This window comes from Mogibacterium diversum, from assembly GCF_002998925.1.
In the GTDB taxonomy this organism is placed as follows: domain Bacteria; phylum Bacillota; class Clostridia; order Peptostreptococcales; family Anaerovoracaceae; genus Mogibacterium; species Mogibacterium diversum.
In genome coordinates this window covers 893,270-913,235 of sequence record NZ_CP027228.1, presented here as the reverse complement: position 1 = coordinate 913,235, position 19,966 = coordinate 893,270, and the positions used below count along the sequence as shown (strand labels likewise).

14 protein-coding genes are annotated in these 19,966 nt (G+C 39.4%); 13 read left to right on the top strand and 1 reads right to left on the bottom strand.

The window, feature by feature from the left end:
* Positions 1-751 precede the first annotated feature (751 nt).
* From C5Q96_RS04280 to C5Q96_RS04245, 8 genes are all read left to right on the top strand, one after another.
* Positions 752-2,326, top strand: coding sequence for an McrB family protein (locus C5Q96_RS04280; RefSeq protein WP_106057177.1), 1,575 nt, complete (start codon positions 752-754; stop codon positions 2,324-2,326).
* Complete coding sequence (locus C5Q96_RS04275) at positions 2,307-3,629, top strand: 5-methylcytosine restriction system specificity protein McrC (RefSeq protein WP_106057176.1); 1,323 nt, start codon at positions 2,307-2,309, stop codon at positions 3,627-3,629. The genes C5Q96_RS04280 and C5Q96_RS04275 overlap by 20 nt, the downstream gene beginning before the upstream one ends.
* 43 nt (positions 3,630-3,672) lie before the next feature.
* The gene (locus tag C5Q96_RS04270) at positions 3,673-4,890 is read left to right on the top strand and encodes a restriction endonuclease subunit S (RefSeq protein WP_106057175.1); all 1,218 of its coding nucleotides are present in this window, start codon (positions 3,673-3,675) and stop codon (positions 4,888-4,890) included.
* Positions 4,891-4,928: 38 nt separating this feature from the next.
* Positions 4,929-8,081: a type I restriction endonuclease subunit R gene (locus C5Q96_RS04265; RefSeq protein ID WP_106057174.1), complete on the top strand. Its 3,153-nt coding sequence runs from the start codon at positions 4,929-4,931 to the stop codon at positions 8,079-8,081.
* 30 nt (positions 8,082-8,111) lie between these two features.
* Positions 8,112-9,077, top strand: coding sequence for a hypothetical protein (locus tag C5Q96_RS04260; protein ID WP_106057173.1), 966 nt, complete (start codon positions 8,112-8,114; stop codon positions 9,075-9,077).
* 107 nt (positions 9,078-9,184) lie between these two features.
* Positions 9,185-9,394, top strand: a complete 210-nt coding sequence (locus C5Q96_RS04255; RefSeq protein ID WP_245905613.1) for a DUF2871 family protein — start codon at positions 9,185-9,187, stop codon at positions 9,392-9,394.
* A gap of 106 nt (positions 9,395-9,500) precedes the next feature.
* The gene (locus C5Q96_RS04250) at positions 9,501-10,085 is read left to right on the top strand and encodes a DUF4274 domain-containing protein (protein ID WP_106057171.1); all 585 of its coding nucleotides are present in this window, start codon (positions 9,501-9,503) and stop codon (positions 10,083-10,085) included.
* 173 nt (positions 10,086-10,258) lie between these two features.
* Positions 10,259-11,365, top strand: coding sequence for an ankyrin repeat domain-containing protein (locus C5Q96_RS04245; RefSeq protein WP_158696683.1), 1,107 nt, complete (start codon positions 10,259-10,261; stop codon positions 11,363-11,365).
* Between the two features lie 504 nt (positions 11,366-11,869).
* On the opposite strand, the gene C5Q96_RS04240 is transcribed toward C5Q96_RS04245, so the two are convergent.
* Positions 11,870-12,268 (bottom strand): hypothetical protein, encoded by a 399-nt coding sequence (locus C5Q96_RS04240; RefSeq protein ID WP_106057169.1) that lies wholly within the window; start codon positions 12,266-12,268, stop codon positions 11,870-11,872.
* A gap of 288 nt (positions 12,269-12,556) precedes the next feature.
* Between C5Q96_RS04240 and C5Q96_RS04235 the strand changes: the two genes are divergently transcribed.
* From C5Q96_RS04235 to C5Q96_RS04215, 5 genes are all read left to right on the top strand, one after another.
* Positions 12,557-13,393 (top strand): hypothetical protein, encoded by an 837-nt coding sequence (locus tag C5Q96_RS04235; protein ID WP_106057168.1) that lies wholly within the window; start codon positions 12,557-12,559, stop codon positions 13,391-13,393.
* Between the two features lie 160 nt (positions 13,394-13,553).
* Positions 13,554-14,462, top strand: coding sequence for a DMT family transporter (locus C5Q96_RS04230; RefSeq protein WP_106057167.1), 909 nt, complete (start codon positions 13,554-13,556; stop codon positions 14,460-14,462).
* Positions 14,463-14,661: 199 nt separating this feature from the next.
* Entirely contained in the window at positions 14,662-15,429 is a 768-nt protein-coding gene (locus C5Q96_RS04225; RefSeq protein WP_106057166.1) for a hypothetical protein, read from the top strand.
* Positions 15,430-15,688: 259 nt separating this feature from the next.
* Complete coding sequence (locus tag C5Q96_RS04220; protein ID WP_106057165.1) at positions 15,689-19,228, top strand: FMN-binding protein; 3,540 nt, start codon at positions 15,689-15,691, stop codon at positions 19,226-19,228.
* Positions 19,225-19,917: a ferric reductase-like transmembrane domain-containing protein gene (locus C5Q96_RS04215; protein WP_106057164.1), complete on the top strand. Its 693-nt coding sequence runs from the start codon at positions 19,225-19,227 to the stop codon at positions 19,915-19,917. The genes C5Q96_RS04220 and C5Q96_RS04215 overlap by 4 nt, the downstream gene beginning before the upstream one ends.
* The last annotated feature ends 49 nt before the right edge of the window (positions 19,918-19,966 follow it).

Genomic DNA, 19,966 nt, shown 5'->3' with positions numbered 1-19,966 from the left:
CTTATGGTATAAAGCTGCAATACTTTTATCAGTTGGCATTACTTTTAATAGGGGTCATCAAAGTTTTTTAGGGTTTGCCAAAGTTTGTTAGGGGCGAATTTTAGGGTCTGGTTTTAGGGTCTTACGAAATGTAAATGGATTGGGCAGTTTGCCCAATCCATTTTGCATGGGAAAACATCATTGGTTTAATAATTAGCCTTTGTAAATTGGATTTTTACGAGTAGCAAAAAGGAATCGATTTCTCATGTGTTCAAAGTTTCAAAATCCTCTACCTAGTCGCTTTAGGTCTTTTACTTTGCGATTTAAAGATTAAATTGGATCATTAGAAAGGCGGCTGTTATATATACCGTCTGGTCTGATCCTATCCACCAGTATGAATGAGTTAATAATGGGATTCTTGTATTTACGTAGCAAATTCCCAAATTCAACGAATATCGGATATTCATTTCTTGAGTATTTTTGTATTAGAGAATCTATTTATTTAGCAGCTTTTAAGGTATTACCAGCATTTCTAGAATTAAATCTTACGTACTCTTCTTTTAAATCTCTGAAGACTTTGATATATGGATGAAGAGCGAGAAATTTTTCCTCATAACCAAAATTGTTTATGAAATACCGAAAGTGTCTGTTTTTTCAGAAGTTAAATATTTACAATATATTGCGTGAGAATAATTATATTAATATAATTAAACAAATATATTATATAAAAACTTTCATGTGATTAAGGAGAAAGAACAAACGGAGATTAACGATGGCTATTCCAACTGTAAAAACCATAAATATTAATAAAGCGTTAAAGTATATTGATCAGCATGGTATTCCACACAATAATCAAAGTACTGGATATGATCTTATAAACGATGAAGGAAAGAGGTATCCCCCTAAATATGTAATTGCAGTAGCTAAGTACCTTGAAGGACAAACACCAGATATTACTACTTTAGGATGTGGATCGCGTACTGCAAGAGCATTTTTAAAGAAACTGGGCTTTACGATTGCGCCAAAAAACAAAACAAATAAAAACATGAATTCAAAAGATAAAGTTGCTTTGACTAAAATGTATTCAGGATGGCTTCTAAAATCTAAGAATATAGTATTTAGAGGGGCACCTGGTACGGGGAAAACATATCTTTCTAAGCAAATAGCCGCAGACATAATAAGTGGTGGTTACACAGACAAATGGGCTGATTTAACCGAAGCGCAGAGAAGACAAGTCGAGTTTGTCCAGTTCCATCCAAGCTACGATTATTCAGATTTCGTTGAAGGTTTAAGACCTAAAATGAATGAAGATGGAAGCATGGGTTTTGAGCTACAAGACGGTATATTTAAAAGCTTTGTAGATAGAGCAAGACGAAACTTCGAGGATTCTCAGAAGCCTAAAGAGGTAAGGGAGAAAGAAATATCTTCAAGCACTGCGCTCGAGGAATTCTTTGCAGACATTGAGTTTGGGGAAGAAGAATTTAAAACTATAAAAGGCAGTAAGTTTACTATCACCAATATGGATGATAAGCACATTTATCTTGCAATACCAGGCAATGAAACAGTAAATAAACTAAGCCTAAATATAGATGAATTACGAAAGATGCTTGAGTCTGGACTCGAATTCAATAAAGTAAGCGATATTACTAAGTTCTTCGGTAAGCAATTCGGCACGCAGAACTACTCATACGATTTTGCTTTATTCAAAGCCATTAAAGCAACAGGAAAAGCCAACCGAAAGGCAAAAGTCGAAGAAGAACCATTAAAGAAATACATCTTCATCATCGATGAAATCAACCGTGGAGAAATTTCAAAAATCCTCGGTGAGTTGTTCTTTGCAATCGATCCAGGATACCGTGGACAGGCTGGTGAAGTGGCAACCCAGTACTCAAATATGCATGTTAACCCAGATGAGAAGTTCTACATCCCTGAGAATGTATATATCATAGGCACTATGAATGATATCGACAGATCTGTAGATAGCTTCGATTTTGCGATGCGAAGAAGATTTAGGTTTGTTGAGATTGGGGCTAAATCAACGCAAAAAATGCTCGATACACTTTCGGATACTAATATTAGAACTGAAGCAAAAAAAAGAATGGATAAATTAAATGAAGCGATTAAAAATACTGAGGGATTAAATGAAAACTATCAGATAGGTGCTTCGTATTTTCTTAATCTCAAAGATATGGACTTTAATCAGCTGTGGGAAGACTTCCTTGCCCCTTTATTACAAGAATATGTGCGTGGGCTATATGATGAAAAGGGGATCATGCAGAGGTTCGCTGGAGTTTATGGAAATTCTGCCTTAGATGAAGGTGTTGCAGATGAATCCAATGAAAATTAAGGATAATGAATCTCGTGAAAAAGAGAAATTCTATCAAGTAAAATCCATAGCCTCGTGCGTTTCCGACAAGACGCTTGAGCAGCTTGAACGAGAAGGTGTGTTCGTATTCCCTGAGATAATGAAGGATGCGGAAGACATAACCAAGAATCAGATGATTCTACAAAGCTGTAATGACATGTACTGCACGGGAAATGTCATGGGATTTCTTGGCTCGGGCGATGAACGTCTTATCATAGAGTCGAGGTTTAGTCGTGGTGAAAACGACTATTTCTTCCAGTACCTACTAGAAAAGGTGCTGGATTTTCCTAATTTCATAAGTCTCGATACGAATGCTAATCAGGAAGAGCGGATGTTTAATTTGCTGCTTTTCCTGTTTCCTCATTATCTCAAGGTTGCTGCTAGGAAGGGCGCATTCAAGACATACATACGCAATAAATACAATGATGGCAACGTGCGGGGAACGATTGATATTGCTAGGCATATCAAAAATAATATTCCATTTGTAGGTGATATCGCGTACAACCAGAGGGAATATTCTTTTGATAACTATCTCATGGAGCTTGTGAGGCATACGATTGAGCATATAAAGAGCAAGTCTTATGGTCACAAACTGCTTAATAACGTAAAGGATGAGATAAAACTCGTCGTAGATTCCACGCCTCGATATAAAGCCTCTGATAGAAGAACTATATTAGAGGCTAACAGGAAAAACACCATTCGTCATGCGTACTACCACGAATATAGAGATCTGCAGAGGCTTTGTATATTAATTCTTCAGAATCAAAAGCATAAACTCGGAGTTGGACAACGAAAAGTATACGGTATTTTATTTGATGGCGCTTGGCTGTGGGAGGAGTACATTAACTCACTTATCAGCGATATGTTCTACCACCCAATGAATAAGTCAGGTAGTGGAGCTCAAAGGCTTTTCGCTAGTGGAATCGGCTTGATATATCCAGACTTTATAGGGAAGAATCCAACTGAAAGAGTCATCGCAGATGCTAAATACAAACCAATTGATAACATTGGTAATAAGGACTATCTTCAGGTTCTTGCCTATATGTTTAGGTTTGATTCTAAGCGTGGATATTATCTATATCCTGATTCAACTGACTCTGGGAATAAGTGCCTGATGATGAATGAAGGCTCGACGTACGAGGGGGGTGTGTCAGCTAGAAAAGATATTAGTATTACTAAGCTTGGGCTGAAGGTTCCGAGTGAGTCGAAAGATTATGAGGAGTTTAAGAGGCAAATAGTGGGTAGTGAAATGGCCTTTATAAAATCAATCGAAGTAACAGTATAACTTCAATTAGTTAATTACAGTTACTGATTTTGATAGCCCTCAGTTGAATCATACTATTACTTGGGAACAGCGTAAGTTGGGGAATTTAGTTATTATTGAGCGTGGTGGCTCACCAAGACCGATAGAAAATTACATCACAGATGCACATAATGGCTTAAATTGGATAAAAATTGGAGATGCGCCTACAAATGGGAGATACATTAATAAAACAGCAGAAAAAATTAAGCCGGAAGGCCTATCAAAAACGAGACAAGTATACCCTAATGATTTGATTCTCTCGAACTCCATGAGTTTTGGAAAACCTTATATAATGGGGATTAATGGCTGTATCCATGATGGCTGGTTACTTATAAGAGATACTCAAAAGAAATTCGATTTGAAGTTCCTATGCCATATGCTCGGAACGGAGCAAATGCTTAATCAATATAGGATGTTTGCCGCAGGGAGCACGGTCAATAACCTAAATAAAGAGTTGGTTGGAAAAACTATAGTTTCCATTCCGTCCACCGAAGAACAGCGGCTAATCGGAGAATATCTAGATAACCTCGACAACCTTATCACCCTTCATCAGTGTAAGTATGACAAGCTAGTTAATGTCAAAAAGGCAATGCTCGAAAAAATGTTCCCGAAAGATGGTGCTGATGTACCAGAGATTCGTTTTAAAGGTTTTACTGAAGCTTGGGAACAGCGTAAGTTGGGGGAGTTAATGACTGTTACATCTGTCAAGCGTATTCATCAGTCTGATTGGATGGGTTCTGGAGTTAGATTTTTAAGAGCAAGAGATATTGTTGCAAAACAAAAAAATGAAAAAATTACGGAACCATTATTTATTTCAAAAGAAAAATATGACGAATACAGTGCCTTATGTGGAAAAGTTAGTATAGGCGATTTGCTTGTTACCGGTGTAGGAACCATAGGTGTTTCCTTACTGATAAAAAGCCAGGAGCCAGTATATTTCAAAGATGGAAATATAATTTGGTTTAAGAATGAAAATAAATTAGATGGTGATTTTTTTTATTATTCATTTAACTCTGATGGTATTCAGAGTTTTATAAATGAATCTGCTGGAATTGGTACAGTTGGAACATACACTATACAGAGTGGTAAAAACACTCCAATAAATTATCCATATAAAAAAATAGAACAAACCAAAATTGGAATGTTTTTTCGAAATCTCGACAACCTTATCACCCTTCATCAGCGTAAGCTTGAAAAGCTCAAAAATCTCAAAAAAGCATGCCTTGAGAAGATGTTTGTATAGCAAAAACCATGAATCTTTAAAATACGGAGGAAAACTCTATGATTTTTAATAAAGAAGCTGACTTTGAAGAAGCTTTAATAAAAATACTATCTGAAAAAGGCTGGGAAAAAGAAGTCCTTAAGAACTATACAGAAAAGGACTTACTAGATAACTGGGCGAACATCCTTTTTGAGAATAATCGTGATATCGATAGGCTTAATGATTATCCGCTAACTGATAGTGAAATGCAGCAGATATTAGAACAGATAGAAGCGCTTAGAACACCACTTAAGTTAAATGGCTTTATCAACGGCAAGAGTGTTTCTATCGTTCGAGATAATCCAGATGACACACTTCATTTTGGTAAAGAAGTCAGTCTTAAAATTTATGATCGAAGAGAAATCGCTGCAGGTCAAAGCAGATATCAGATAGTACAGCAGCCTAAGTTTCCAACGAAGTCAAAAATTCTAAATGATCGTCGTGGAGACCTGATGCTTCTTATCAACGGTATGCCTGTAATTCATATTGAACTTAAGAAGAGTGGAATACCAGTAAGTCAAGCCTACCACCAGATAGAAAAATACTCACATGAAGGTGTCTTTACAGGACTATTTTCATTAGTTCAGATATTTGTAGCAATGGAGCCAAATGAAGCCGTATACTTCGCAAATCCTGGACCAGAAGGTAAGTTCAATCCTGATTACTACTTCCATTGGGCAGACTTTAATAATGAGCCAATCAATGAATGGGACAAAGTAGCTTCCACGCTACTGTCTATTCCTATGGCTCATCAGTTAATAGGATTTTATACAGTTGCCGATGATTCAGACGGAGTCCTGAAGGTTATGCGTAGTTATCAGTATTTTGCGGCTAATGCCATTTCCGACAAAGTCGCAAAGACAAAGTGGGAGGGTGACAACCAGCTTGGTGGCTACATCTGGCATACGACTGGCTCAGGTAAAACTATGACCAGCTTTAAGTCAGCTCAGCTAATAGCGAGTTCAAAAGATGCTGATAAAGTAATATTCCTTATGGACAGAATTGAACTCGGCACTCAGTCGCTTAAGGAGTACCGTGGGTTTGCTGATGAGAACGAAGACGTTCAAGCAACTGAAAACACTAATGTTCTCATATCAAAGCTAAAGAGTAGCTCTCCTGCAGATACACTTATAGTTACATCTATCCAGAAGATGAGCAATATAAAAGATGAAGAGGGCGGACTAAATGCTCATGATATTGAGCTGATAAATAAAAAGCGCCTTGTATTTATCGTGGATGAAGCACATCGTTCGACATTTGGCGACATGCTGATCACTATCAAAAACACATTTACAAAGGCGATATTCTTCGGATTTACGGGTACACCAATTCAGGATGAGAATAAGAAAAAGAAGAATACAACGACCACAGTATTTGGAGATGAACTTCACAGATACAGTATCGCAGATGGAATTAGAGATAAAAATGTCCTAGGTTTCGATCCATACAAGGTGTTAACCTTCAAGGATAAGGATGTTAGAACTGCCGTTGCACTTATGAAGGCAAATGCAAAAACTGTGGAAGAGGCTATTAATAACCCTGAGAAGAGCAAAATATACTATTACTATATGGACTCTAGTAAGGTTAAGATGGCGTCATATAAAGATGAAAATGGTAAAAGTATCAAAGGAATTGAAGACTACGTTCCTAATACTCAGTATGAGACAGAAGCTCATACTAAGGCTGTAGTTCAAGACATATCAGATAACTGGCTCACCTTAAGTAGAAATGGTAAGTTCCATGCAATATTTGCTACAAGTAGCATAAATGAGGCAATTAAATATTATCGCCTCATGAAAGAGATGTTGCCAAAACTCAAAGTCACTGCGCTGTTCGATCCGAATATTGATAATAACGGTAATTTCCGCATTAAGGAAGATGGGCTTGTAGAGATAATAACTGACTATAACGAGATGTACGAGCAATCTTTTGCAATCCCTACATTTGCAAAAATGAAAAAGGATATAGCTGCACGATTAGCGCACAAGAAGCCTTATGAGAGGATCGAGAGAGAACCTGAAAAGCAGATTGATTTGCTAATTGTCGTTGATCAGATGTTAACTGGATTTGACTCAAAATGGGTTAACACTCTGTACCTAGATAAGGTGCTAAAGTATGAGAATATTATCCAGGCATTTTCACGTACAAATAGGCTGTTTGGGCACGAAAAGCCTTTTGGCACTATTAGATATTATCGAAAGCCACATACTATGGATCAGAATATTAGTGATGCAGTAAAGCTGTATTCTGGAGATAAGCCGCTAGGATTATTTGTTCAGCATCTAACCGAAAATCTTGTACAGGTAAATATAATATTTGAAAGTATTACCGTGATTTTTGCGAATTCTGGAATAGATAATTTCGAGAAATTACCAGATGATGTAGAGTCGAGAAAGAAGTTTGCAAAAGACTTTAATCAGTTAAATATCTTTTTAGAATCAGCAAAAATTCAAGGCTTCACATGGGATAAGAGCTCATATACTGATGAAGTATCTGGAGAGATAATTTACGTTTCAATTAGTAAAAATACTTATGATATATTAGTTCTTAGGTATAAGGAGATAGATCCAAGTGGACCTAATCCACCGTTTGATGACATGGCGCCTTATGATCTAGAGAGCTATATAACAGAGATGGATACTGGCGTAATCGATTCAGATTATATGAATTCACGTTTTGACAAGTATCTGAAGCTTCTTAGAGCAGAAGATGTAAGCGAGGAGGACGTTGAACGAGCAGAATCTGAACTTAATAAGTCGTTTGCTATGCTTACCCAAGAAGAGCAGAAGTATGCTTATCTATTCCTTCATGATATTCAGAGAGGTGATGTAAATATCAGTCCTGACAAGACATTAAGGGATTACATAAACGATTACATGCTACGTGCAAAGACTGATCAGATTCACCAAATGGCTCTGAACCTTGGCCTTGATGAACAGAAGCTCGCGGATATTATGAGTTTGAAGCTCAATGATTCAAATCTAAATGAGTTTGGTAGATACGATGAGCTTAAGCAAACAGTCGATAAGACGAAGGCTAAAGAATATTTTGAGAGAATCGAAGGCGTGAATCTTATACCACCAAAGGTTAGTATCAAGACCGACAAGCTTCTTAGAGAGTTCATCCTTAGTGGTGGCATGGATTCTACAGAGGATGAAGAGGAATTAGACTAGATTTTATAAGAAAAAAAGTGAGGTTGGTTCATGGCAAGAGTATTCAGAATGAAATTTGTTCCAACTATATCAACCCCTGGAATTAGCAATGGAGAGCCTGGATATAATACATGCCGAAATGAAATATTCGATAAATTTCTAAAGCATGGATTTGTTGGTACTGGCTGGGGCTATCTTGGTTTAAGAGCAGGAATGGTTGATAACGAAATAAGACCGCTTATAAAAGCTGGTGAACAGCTTTATACTCTAAGGTTACTCTGTCAAATTGACAAAGATGACTTGATTTGGGTTTTACATAATGGTTCATACTATCTATTTAAAGTGTCAAAGAACCTTTTAGGTAATCAAAAGTCAATGAAAGAATATTATGATATTAAGGATTGGTATTCTGAACGAGATATAAGTAGCATATATACAGGTGAGTGGTGTTATATAGGTGATGTTATTAATGTTCCTGGCGTTATCGTTAATGCGATGGGAATTGGACCAACTATGATGGAGGTTAAGACTGCTCCTGAATTAACCATGAACATTTGGAATCACAGACATCCAAATGAAACTCCATATACAATGAGAAAGATAACGGATGAGCTTTTTTGGCATATGTTAACTGACAGGCAAAAGGAAGGATTAGCTTTAACGTATATTCAAAAAACATATGATTGCATTGTTAACACAGAGAGTCTGAAACACAATACAGCTGTATATGAATGTGAGTTAATAGGAGAAAATGGTACTAGATTTTTGCCACAAGTGAAATCAGGTAAGAGTGGGGATAAGGAATATCCAGTAGAGGAGTATTGTAAAATAGTTAAGGGTATGTTTGATGAATATCTCGTAAAGCCGGTGTTATTTTATGAGAATGAGGAATATGGAACATATGAAGATGAAGATCTTATTAAAATTACAAAAAATGATTTAATGAATTTTATTAGAGAATATCCATACTTGGTTTCAAAGAAAGTAATGGAGGTATATGAACTAATTGAGGATTAGCTGATTGTTAAATTTGAACAAAGTGTTCTCATTTCCAAAACCAATTACCATTCCTACCCCCCCCCAGATGATATAGTCTTAAAACTATTTCAACAAAGGAGAACTACTTGAAACGATATATGAATTCCGCCATAATATACGCAATCCTCGCAATGCTCGTAGTTCGTGGTATAATGCAGGTTCTAGAAAGTAACCTGTCGTCTGTACTAAATGCTTTGATCTCAGGTATGGCAGGAATCGGTCACATACTACTAACAGTGAGTATGGTGATACTGTTACTTCAGATTAGACGAAGTGTGTCTGAAGCAGACAAATAACTAAAAATAATGCACCAAAATCAGGATCACGTTTGTTTTTTCCTTTTATGGGGGAGAATTTTGTGAAACATAGTGGTATAGAAATTATAATTTTAGGAGGGACAGCATGCTAACAATAAGTGATATTATGAATGACAACTTTGAATGGGATGAAGTTATAATTGATGAAGATGAATTTGAGGAATTAAGCACAGAGCTTATTATTGATTTTCTTAAGAAAAATACTCCGAAAGAAAGACATCTACTAGCAATAAGTTGGAACTTTGATAATTCTAAAAAAGTAATCCAATGGATTGTTGAGCAGCCGGATACTGACAAAGGTACAATCCTTTATTTGTACTGGTACATGACACCTAGTTTTTTAAAAGAGAACTGTGCAGATAGAAAAGAGTGCGAAGAAAACTATTCATGGGCTTTAGAAGATTATGACATCATAAGTACCATTGAGAAAAACTATCTTTCGGATTTCTATAATGAACACATTTACGCATTTAATCCTGCTAACGATTTATATTCTGATGGATATGATTGGACAAAAGAATATGACGAAAGTAAAGCAAAAGTAAAGATACCTGATGTAATGTTTAAGGCATTAGAAGGTGAGACGCTTGAACATCCAGACTGGGATGAAGGAATTCCAACGGATCTTTCTGAAATTATGGACAAACTTTACAGCGCTTTGGATGAATAGAATAATTCCAATTTATCTAGCTCATTCGAAATATGCTTACAGAAGCCTTCCATCATTTTGGTGGGAGGTTTTTGGTAATAGCGGATGACAAATTTGAAGTTGCAGAGAACTAAAAGTAAACCATGGAGTAAACTTCAAATACTAATATTATATTAAAGCTCATGCGAGGGATTATGGAAACATATAGAATTGCACATTTTGGAACTTTTGATGCATCTCAGTTGGACTTGGAAATAATAGCAATTTATAACAACGATTTAGAAGCATTGAAAAAACTGCTCGGGAAAAGAATTAATAAGATTATTAAAATAAATGGAGCATATCCCGAGCCTTTTACTCCGCTTGAAGTAGCACTGTACTTGAACAAAAAAGATATAATCAAATATTTATTTGATAACAATGCATCACACAAAGGGAAATTCCACCCTAAGCCGATTGAAATTGCGGTAAGGTGTTGTGATGCCGAAACGGTTCTTATGTTTAAAAATGATTTGGAAAGTTTGGACGAAGAGAAAAAAGCTGAGCTTTTAAAAACGGCTTTTTGGGGAGAACATACGGCTGAAAATATAGACGCTTTGGAGAGTCTTGGTATCACCATTTCTAAATACGGAGGCCTTATGTTAAGATATGCAGCTTTTAATAATGATATTGAAACGGTGAGACTTTTCTTAGAAAAAGGAGCCGATGTAAATTATCAAAAAGCGGACTCGGTATTTAACGATACAAGTACACCAATATTGGAAGCTGTGAGATGTAGTAACCTTGAAATTGTTCGTTTGCTTGTCGAGCATGGAGCGGATACAAATATCAAAAATAAGTGCGGAGAAAGACCATATTCTCTTGCCGTTAAGAATGGTAACAGAGAAATAATAGAGTTATTAGCAAAATACGAATCAAAAGATTCGTATAATAATGATTCGTATAATATGGAAAGTAAGAATGCAGAACTGCAAAAGTATAACTTACCGAATAGTCTGGTTGAATTTATTAAAGGAGACAAACTCAAGATAAATTTTACCAATGACAAGTATTGTAAGTTTATTCGCTTTTACCCTTATCTCGATACGGTAGAAACTAAATGGAAAAGAAAAAAAGTACTGTCATTGGTCGCGGAAGTAGACAATTACAGCGTCGTGGATATCGTTTGGCAACCTAATAAACAAATGATTTGTGCTATTGACGAGGAACATTGTACCTTTACTCCACTTGCCTCTTGGGAGGAGTTTAGTTTAAATATGGAAAAAATTGTTTTGGCATACTTGAATGGAGAATATGAATAAAGGAATCTGAAATAGCCTTTGTAAAACCGATTAAACGAGCAAAATAAATACAAAATGCTGTGGGTTTAATCCCATAGCTTTTCTAAAATAAACCAAAATTTTGCACCTCTAAATCCTTATTTGAACTCACCTTGTAAATCAGTAATCAACTAAGCAAGAACTGATGGCACACTATGATCCTGAAAGTTTGAGAAAACTGTAAACCAGCATATCAACCACACTATTGTCGTATCATTACCTATTGAAAATTCAAAGAAACTTGTGATGCACTAGGAGTAAGTCAAGCCTCAGCTCTTACTGGTTTAATGAGGCAGTTTATTTCAGAAAACAGGTCATTTTTGAAATAAGCAGTGAATAATAAAGCTCTTATTTCAAAAACCATCACTTTTTTGAAATAAGGAACACATATTATCAGAACTATCAAAATTTTTCAAAGCCACAAAAAAATCAGGCCCATGCCTGATTTTTTTTCCTTACCCTATATAGTTCTGTGCATATCCAAACTTACTCGCACATCGCCATCTCAACGCTATCGAGATACTGACAGAGCGACTTATTAAACTTCTCATAATCAGCATATGCAAATTCCTCAGTAGCCTGCGCGATATTGACATACACAGTCTTAGACTGGTTATAAAAAGTAATCATCAGTGGCAGCTTGAACACCGTCGAAAATCCCCTAACTGTTAGATGGCCAGCTTCCTCTATATTCATGATGTCATCCTTCGAATGAGCACCTGTTAGATGATCATCCGCTAATATCTCAACTGGCATCTCCTTGCTATCATAGTAATCGTACATCTTAGCAGCAGCCTTGCAAATGCCCTCCCAGCCTGTAGCATACGTAAGATTCCACTGTGACAATAACCAGTTTCCATCCGCTCTTACTCCGACTAATAGCATCTTAACCTCCTGACCCATACCACTAGGTATGTATCCAATATTTTCTGACTATAGAGTAAACCCATTATCATTCATTTTCAACCATCTAGGGCAAATAACTCTTCGCATGCATATATACACGACAATCCGCATAGTTTCACTTTACCCCGTACTTTTAGTATAATACTCTGTAATAGACATAGAGATTGCGGAAGATAGGATATTAACTACTTAAAGATGCTTGTGATATTCGCTAGAAATTGCATACCATTTGCACATAACAGAGCGAGCACCAAAAGGAGGAAAACCATGAATACCAAGATGAAGCTAAGATCAGCGATTGCGATTTTACTATCCGCATTGCTCATCTTATCTATCGCAGGCTGCAGCAAGAAGGTGCCTAAGAAAGAGGAGAAGAAGCCGCCAAAGCCAAAAAAAGTCACTGAGCAGCAAGAGAAGAATAGGAAAGCTGCGTATAGCGCGTATAAGACTATCATTGAGCAGAATGCTACTGCGATAAAAGCGTACTCGTGGCAGACAGTTCCAGGTAAGGATACATATAATGCTAGAGGTATAGATAGGCCTATTGCACTGTGCGATATAGACGGTGACAATGTTCCAGAGCTGTTCTTCTTCACCTCGCAGAATCAGGGAATCGCGAGCTTGCACATCTACACCTTTAATGGCAAGGAAGCAGTAGAACTCAGTTACGATGGCTTTAATGAAGGTGCATATAGTGGCAAACTCGCGGATCAACAAGCTGCTGCGGGTACATCGTATGTAGTGTATAAGGGCAAAGAGTCAAATACTCTATATATTTATGATTCAAACGGCGATGATTACATGCAGTATAATATCCATAGATACGTGATGAAGAATTCCAAGCTTGAGCTTGTTGAATCTCTATCTAACCGCGTTGGACAAGATGATTCGGGAAATACTTCGGATATATATAAGAGAAACGGTAAAACCGTGCCAAATGCACAGGGCGGGAAGTCTTTTACAAGTTCATTTGCCCAGCTCGATAAGGCAATTATTTTCAGCGCAAATAGAGAAGAGAACAACGTATCTATCTGGAAGAAGTTCAGCTTCGATGGGGCACTCTGCATCTCGTATGATCAGGCGATAGCTAAGCTGAGTAAATAAGCCTTTGTAAGCTTAAATATTATCTAAGAGAGGCAGTGCCTCTCTTTTTCATTTCTTCATTCTATGAAATTCTGTTAAATTATCTACTATATATGCTACAATAATCATTACCGCGCCGATATTCGTCTGCGTGATACGAAATTATAGGAAAAGAGAATTTATGATTAAAAACGGAGCGATTTTCATAATGCTTTCCGGCACCCTCTGGGGCACAACCGGAATATATTCACATCTATATAGAGCGTACGGCATCCCGCCAGTGACGATGTCAATCCTGAGAGTATCATGTGCGATGCTAGTCATCCTCCCGTTCATGCTCATGAAAGGGCGAAAGAGTTTCAAACTCAGTAGGCGCGGTTTCAAGATAGCCTGCGTGCAGGGCGTAATCACACAGGCCGTGTTCAACGTGGCGTACTTCACAGCGATTGGTAAACTCGGCATGGCGAGCGCAGTCGTGCTCGTCTACACATCCCCGATAATCGTGGCGATTATGTCGTACTTTATATTTAAGGAAAAGCCTACCCTGAGAAAAGTCTTCGCCATGTGCGTGACCATCATGGGAGTTACATTCACGGCGACCGGGGGAGTGTTCGACCTAGGGAAGCTGTCTCTTTATGGTATATTCATGGGACTTATATGCGGATTCTGCTTTGCAAGTTTAGCGATTACAAGTAGACTTGGCGGACAGTCGGAAGATACGACAGCGATGACATTCTATACGATGGTATTTGGGCTCATCGCTCTTTTGATATACGGATCCATAGTTGGCATTGGCGAATTTCGTGCTGACGGAAAGCTGGTGCTCATAAGTATAATCAATGGCTCGACGTCTGTTGCCCTTCCATACTTCATGTACGGCTTCGCGATAACGAGGCTTAAGCACGTGTCGTATGCGCCGATATTGTCATCGGTGGAAAATGTCGCAGCGACGCTATTTGGCACACTGCTATTCGGGGAGGAACTCGGCCCATGGAGGGTTGTTGGTATCGTGCTGGTTATCACATCGATAGCGATGATTAACATGCCAGAACGCTCAAAATGCGCCCTAAAATCACCTGGATGCGAATAACGCAAGGCAAAAAAGTACCAAAAAACGGAAAAATTTGCACAATTTTTGACCTAATATACACTATTTTTGAAAACATAGAGACAAAGCATAAAAATAAGGTTATACTACCTACATGAGAACAATAAATAATATCAAGCAGCAAACTTCTCGTAGCTAATAGCTAGTATAGCGGCAAGCTGAGAAGGAATAAGGAGAACTTATGATTAGCATATTTGATACCGATATTGTGACTTTCGAAAAGCCTAAGTACACATTAGAGATTCGTAGTGACGGCTTCACCTACACGCATAAGAAGAAGGGTGTGCTGAACGTTAGTTTCGACGATATACTGACCATTATCACGACGAACTATTTCAGTTCCAACGGTAGCTACAACATTAATCTGGTTAGTGTAGATCCTAAGCAGAAAATGATAGATATAACCTTGGATGAGGATTATGGCTATGAGACTCATAATATCAAAGAGACTAAGACTCTTCTTACTGCCTTTGCTGCACACAAGCTCACCAAGGACTTTCCTAATAACATCGGTGAGTTAGACCTCACACTTGGCACATCTCTCAGGGAGAAGCAGATAAAGCTCCGTGGTAACAAGATTATCGGTGCTAAGCACGAGATAGATATCAATGATATTAAGCGAGTTGTATGCGCAGTTAGTGCAATAGGAACCTTCGGCATATACACTAGCGAGACCAAGAAGGGATTGTTCGATAAGGCGGACATGGTTGTACCAATCAATTCCGTCACTGCTCCACTCCTAGAGGCGATAGTTACTAAGAATACAGGTAAAGGAATAGATTTCAGCAGGGGTAATAACTGGGATCAGAAGAACTCTGAATTCATAATTATTCGCTTTATGGAGCCAGGATTCTTCCTTACAGATAGGGATTCTATCAAGGAAGAGTGGCAGAAGATTGCCTTTGATAGAGTAGTCATGTATGGATATTTCATCAATGGCGATATGTAATTAATTTGCTATTTTCATTCTTTCAGATACACACTGTTAAAGGGACGAGCCAACGGCTCGTCCCTTTAATTGTTTGCATTATTATTTTGTTCTAAAACTCTATAAATATCCTTAGATAAGTAAAATTATTGGTTCAAAAAAATATTGCATATTTGTGCAATTTGCATTAAAATACAATATACATTAGTTCAATTTAACTAACTTTTGTAAAATATATCTAACTTATTCAAAATTTTCACACTCATTCATAGGAGGAAAGATGAAGACAACTGGTTTCAAGGGAGTGCTGTCCTTTGTCGTAGCCGTGGCTGTTACCGCCGCTATGGCTTATTCGGCTGTTACGGTCGTAGAGAAGAACAACGCTGCCAAAGAAAAGGCTGCCAAGGAAGCTCAGGCAATTGGTTCAGAGGTTTCTACTGAAGGTCTTAAGGATGGAGAATACGAGGGTACTGCAACCGGTTACGGTGGACCCCTTACTGTTCGCATCACCGTTAAGGGTGGAAAGCTGACAGATATCAAGGTTGTATCCCAGACAGAAACGCCAGAGTATTTTAACAGGGCGAAAGCTGTCATAGGCAAGATACTGAGCAGTGGCAATGTAAACGTTGACTCTGTTTCAGGAGCGACTATCTCTTCGAATGCGATTAAGAAGGCAGTTGCTGATGCTCTAAGCAAGGCTGGATCGAAGCAGCAGGCGAAGGTGACGCCAGTCAAGAAAGACGCTAGATCTGCGAAGGGAAGAAAGGGCAATGCAGCTGGAACTTTTTCAATCGGAAGTGCTAACCTGAACGACGGTGTGTACACTGGTTCGGGTCAGGGCTACAATGGTCCAATAAGAGTTCGTGTGACCGTTTCTGGCGGTAATATTACTAATGTTGAAATACTTTCAAATAGTGATGATGCCCCATTCTTTAATCGTGCAAAGGCGGTAATCGGTAGATTGCTCGGAAGTCCAGGCAAGAGCGTGGATACAGTTTCTGGTGCTACATACTCTAGCCGCGGTATTATCGATGCCGTGAGAAATGCACTTTCAGGTGCAGGCAAGACTAGTGTTACTAATACTAGTAGCAGCACAACCACGCCTGCTGCACCGGATAATAAGCCAAGCGAGGACAATGTATCTCCAGCGGTTAACCCTGAGACAGGAGATCCAGCATATGTAGATGCAGCACTTCGTAAGCATTATCCAGGAGATAAGCTTAAGGATGGAGACTATACTGGAATCGGTATCGGATACCTCAATCCAGGTGGAATCAAGACCTATATAACGGTAAAGGATGGCGAGATATCGTCTCTAAGGGTCGGTGTAGGTGACGATTACCGCGATGACATGGGACCATTTAGAAGTCAGGCGGAGAACGTGATACCGTTCCTGCAGGGTAAAGACGGTCGCTGGAATATCGCTAAGCTGGGATTATACCGTGAGTACTTTGAAGCTATAAGGAAGAGCACTGATCCTAAAGCTAAGGTCAAGGAGCTCCTTGGCGATAAGTATGTCGGCATGCTAAGTGGTCTATCGGGAAATAACACAGTGTCTGACCTAACGCTCATGTCGCGCGCTGTAAAGGCTTACATGAACGACCGATATGAAGGCAAGAAGATGTTCGATAGTGTGAGTGGCGCAACGATTAGTGCGAGCGGAATTTCGGCTGCTACCAAGGAAGCTAGCAACAAATCAGCAAACGATTACAAGACTAACTCTGGTATTAAGGAGATTTCAATCGTATCGCCTAAGTCGAAAGCGGTAGAGGTAAACACTGGTAGCCCAGTCGACTTCTCGAATCTCAAGGTTAAGGTCGTTAAGCGAGACGGAACAGAAGCGGAAGTAGCATGGAATGATTTTGAGGCAAACGGACTCAGCATCACAGATGAGGACGGAAATGCAATCGAGAACGGTAGCGATCTCAAGGTGTACGGTGATAAGAAGGTCATCAAGGCAAAGGTTATTCATAAGCAGTCGCTTTCATACGATAACTTCAGAATCCTCGTTGGCCGCTACAGCAAGGACTACATCGTTGGACTCGAGTACAGCAAGGACGGCTCAAAGTGGTATAAGGCTGATACCTTAAACAAAGACTCTATAGATAGCAACAAGATCGATGATCAGCAGGTTATCGATGCACCAACTTCGTTTGAGTTTGAGAATGTAAAGGTGCGCCTAGTATCCAAGGAAGGTCATCGCTATGAGTACACAGCTGATCAGACACCTGTCAGCAAAAAGGTAAGATACACAGTGGTTAAGGATGAGAATCCTAATGCACCGCAGGCGCTGTTCGTATCATTCAACCTATCTGGTACAGAGGCGGATAAGCAGCTCGTTCAGAATTCAAGTTCAGACAATGAAAACCCAGGAACTACTGAGCCTACTGAGAATCTCCCAGAGGTTAAGGTAGACAGCAAGGTAATCGAGACTGTACTCGACGAGCCAGGCAGACCTAAGTGGACACAGGGTGTTCCTATTAAGCCAGCTACAGTTACAAGCCTAGATAAGGACGCGGAGATGGTCGCTTCGATCGAAGGACTTCCTAAGGGTCTATCTTTTGACGGTACTACAATCACCGGCACACCAGTCGTGGATGACGACAACTGGGATGGCGATGACGGAATGTTTAAGACAGTAACTATGAAGTTTAAAGCCAAGAAGAACGGCAAACTTCTAGTTAGAGAATACAAGTACTGGATTTACAGAGACAAAGACCACGACGGAATCGCGGATGATGACGAGGACGGCGGAACAGCATTTACACCGCAGAGGGTTAATGCAAAGCCTATCGACGTGGATGGCAAGGCGCCAACGCTCGAAGATTACAAGGCTAAGTTCAGCAACATCCCTGCGGACGGTTCTGTAAAGGTTAAGCTGCTTCAGAAGCCTGACCTATCTAAGAAGGGGATAACTAAGGCAGTGCTCGAGTTCTCAGTTGATGGAATCGACAAGAAGAGCAAGGCAATCGTGATGGTTAACGTGAAGACTCCAGCAGCAGATACAGAGGATGCGCTCCCAGAGGTTAAGGTAGACAGCAAGGTAATCGAGACTGTACTCGATGAACCAGGTAGACCTAAGTGGACACAGGGTGTTCCTATTAAGCCAGCTACAGTTACAAGCCTCGACAAGGATGCGGAGATGGTCGCTTCGATTGAAGGACTCCCTAAGGGCCTATCTTTTGACGGCACGACAATCACCGGCACACCAGTCGTGGATGACGACAACTGGGATGGCGATGGCGGAATGTTCAAGACAGTAACCATGAAGTTTAAAGCTAAGAAGAACGGCAAACTTCTAGTTAGAGAATACAAGTACTGGATTTACAGAGATAAAGACCACGACGGAATCGCGGATGATGACGAGGACGGCGGAACAGCATTTACACCGCAAAGGGTTAATGCAAAACCTATCGACGTAGATGGAACTGAACCTACACTCGAAGACTACAAGGCTAAGTTCAGCAACATTCCTGCGGATGGTTCTGTGAAGGTTAAGCTGCTTCAAAAGCCTGACCTATCTAAGAAGGGCATAACCAAGGCAGTGCTCGAGTTCTCAGTTGATGGAATCGACAAGAAGAGCAAGGCAATCGTGATGGTTAATGTGAAGACTCCGGTTGCTAGTGGGGCAACATCAGCCGTTACTAGTGGAACAACTAGCACGAGAAGTGCAGTAACTGCTGCGATCTCTGGAAATTCTAGTGTAGAGACTAGAGATAGCGGAAAGGCTAACAAGAGAGAAGATATACAGAAGCCAGCAGAGAGCAAGGTAGTAGCAGAAAATTCTGCTGCGGCTGAGACGGAAAGGACGGTATCGTGAACTTAATATTTGGAATCGCAGTGACTGTCATATTCTATATTCTGACAGCAGATGCAATTAAGAAGCACCCAGGGGCTTTTTATCTGGGCATATACGTGTGGTGCGGAGCAGTTGTTATGTACTTCAACCTCGGCTATGACCAAAAATTCCCAGAGTGGTTCAACGTATACTTTATGAACATGTTCAGTAGAGGCATCTTTACGACAGCTACCTTTATGGTGGTAATGTATCTAGGTGTCATCACTAAGCACAACAAACTATCCCGTAAGCTGATGAGCGTGCGTGGAGAGATATCCATCATAGGAAGCTTGCTGACTTTAAGCCACAACGTGGTGTTCGGAGTTAAGTACTTCCCGATGCTTTTTACAAATCCAAAAGCTATGCCTACTAGAGAGCTCATAGCATCGTCAATCACTCTGTGCCTGCTAGCTATGCTTATTCCTCTCTTCATCACCTCGTTTAAGTCGGTTCGCCGCAAGATGAGTGGTAAGACTTGGAAAAAGATTCAGCGCATGGCATATCCGTTCTTCATCGGAATCTATGTACATATAATGGTGCTGTACTCGGCAGATGTGAAGTCTCATATAACCGGAATAGTCGTTTATACATTGATATACGGAAGTTACGTAGTACTAAGGCTCAGAAAGGCAGCGCTAAAGAGCAGAAAGCTCAAGGCGGCTACAGCATAAATACGATAGCTTTCATAGTCTATACATAAAATAAAGTAGCAAACAGGGG

Excerpts from the sequence above, each read along its gene's own strand:
- C5Q96_RS04280 (WP_106057177.1), top strand. The coding sequence starts at position 752 with ATGGCTATTCCAACTGTAAAAACCATAAATATTAATAAAGCGTTAAAG.
- C5Q96_RS04275 (WP_106057176.1), top strand. The coding sequence starts at position 2,307 with ATGAATCCAATGAAAATTAAGGATAATGAATCTCGTGAAAAAGAGAAA.
- C5Q96_RS04265 (WP_106057174.1), top strand. The coding sequence starts at position 4,929 with ATGATTTTTAATAAAGAAGCTGACTTTGAAGAAGCTTTAATAAAAATA.
- C5Q96_RS04260 (WP_106057173.1), top strand. The coding sequence starts at position 8,112 with ATGGCAAGAGTATTCAGAATGAAATTTGTTCCAACTATATCAACCCCT.
- C5Q96_RS04250 (WP_106057171.1), top strand. The coding sequence starts at position 9,501 with ATGCTAACAATAAGTGATATTATGAATGACAACTTTGAATGGGATGAA.
- C5Q96_RS04245 (WP_158696683.1), top strand. The coding sequence starts at position 10,259 with ATGGAAACATATAGAATTGCACATTTTGGAACTTTTGATGCATCTCAG.
- C5Q96_RS04240 (WP_106057169.1), bottom strand. The coding sequence starts at position 12,268 with ATGCTATTAGTCGGAGTAAGAGCGGATGGAAACTGGTTATTGTCACAG.
- C5Q96_RS04235 (WP_106057168.1), top strand. The coding sequence starts at position 12,557 with ATGAATACCAAGATGAAGCTAAGATCAGCGATTGCGATTTTACTATCC.
- C5Q96_RS04230 (WP_106057167.1), top strand. The coding sequence starts at position 13,554 with ATGATTAAAAACGGAGCGATTTTCATAATGCTTTCCGGCACCCTCTGG.
- C5Q96_RS04225 (WP_106057166.1), top strand. The coding sequence starts at position 14,662 with ATGATTAGCATATTTGATACCGATATTGTGACTTTCGAAAAGCCTAAG.
- C5Q96_RS04220 (WP_106057165.1), top strand. The coding sequence starts at position 15,689 with ATGAAGACAACTGGTTTCAAGGGAGTGCTGTCCTTTGTCGTAGCCGTG.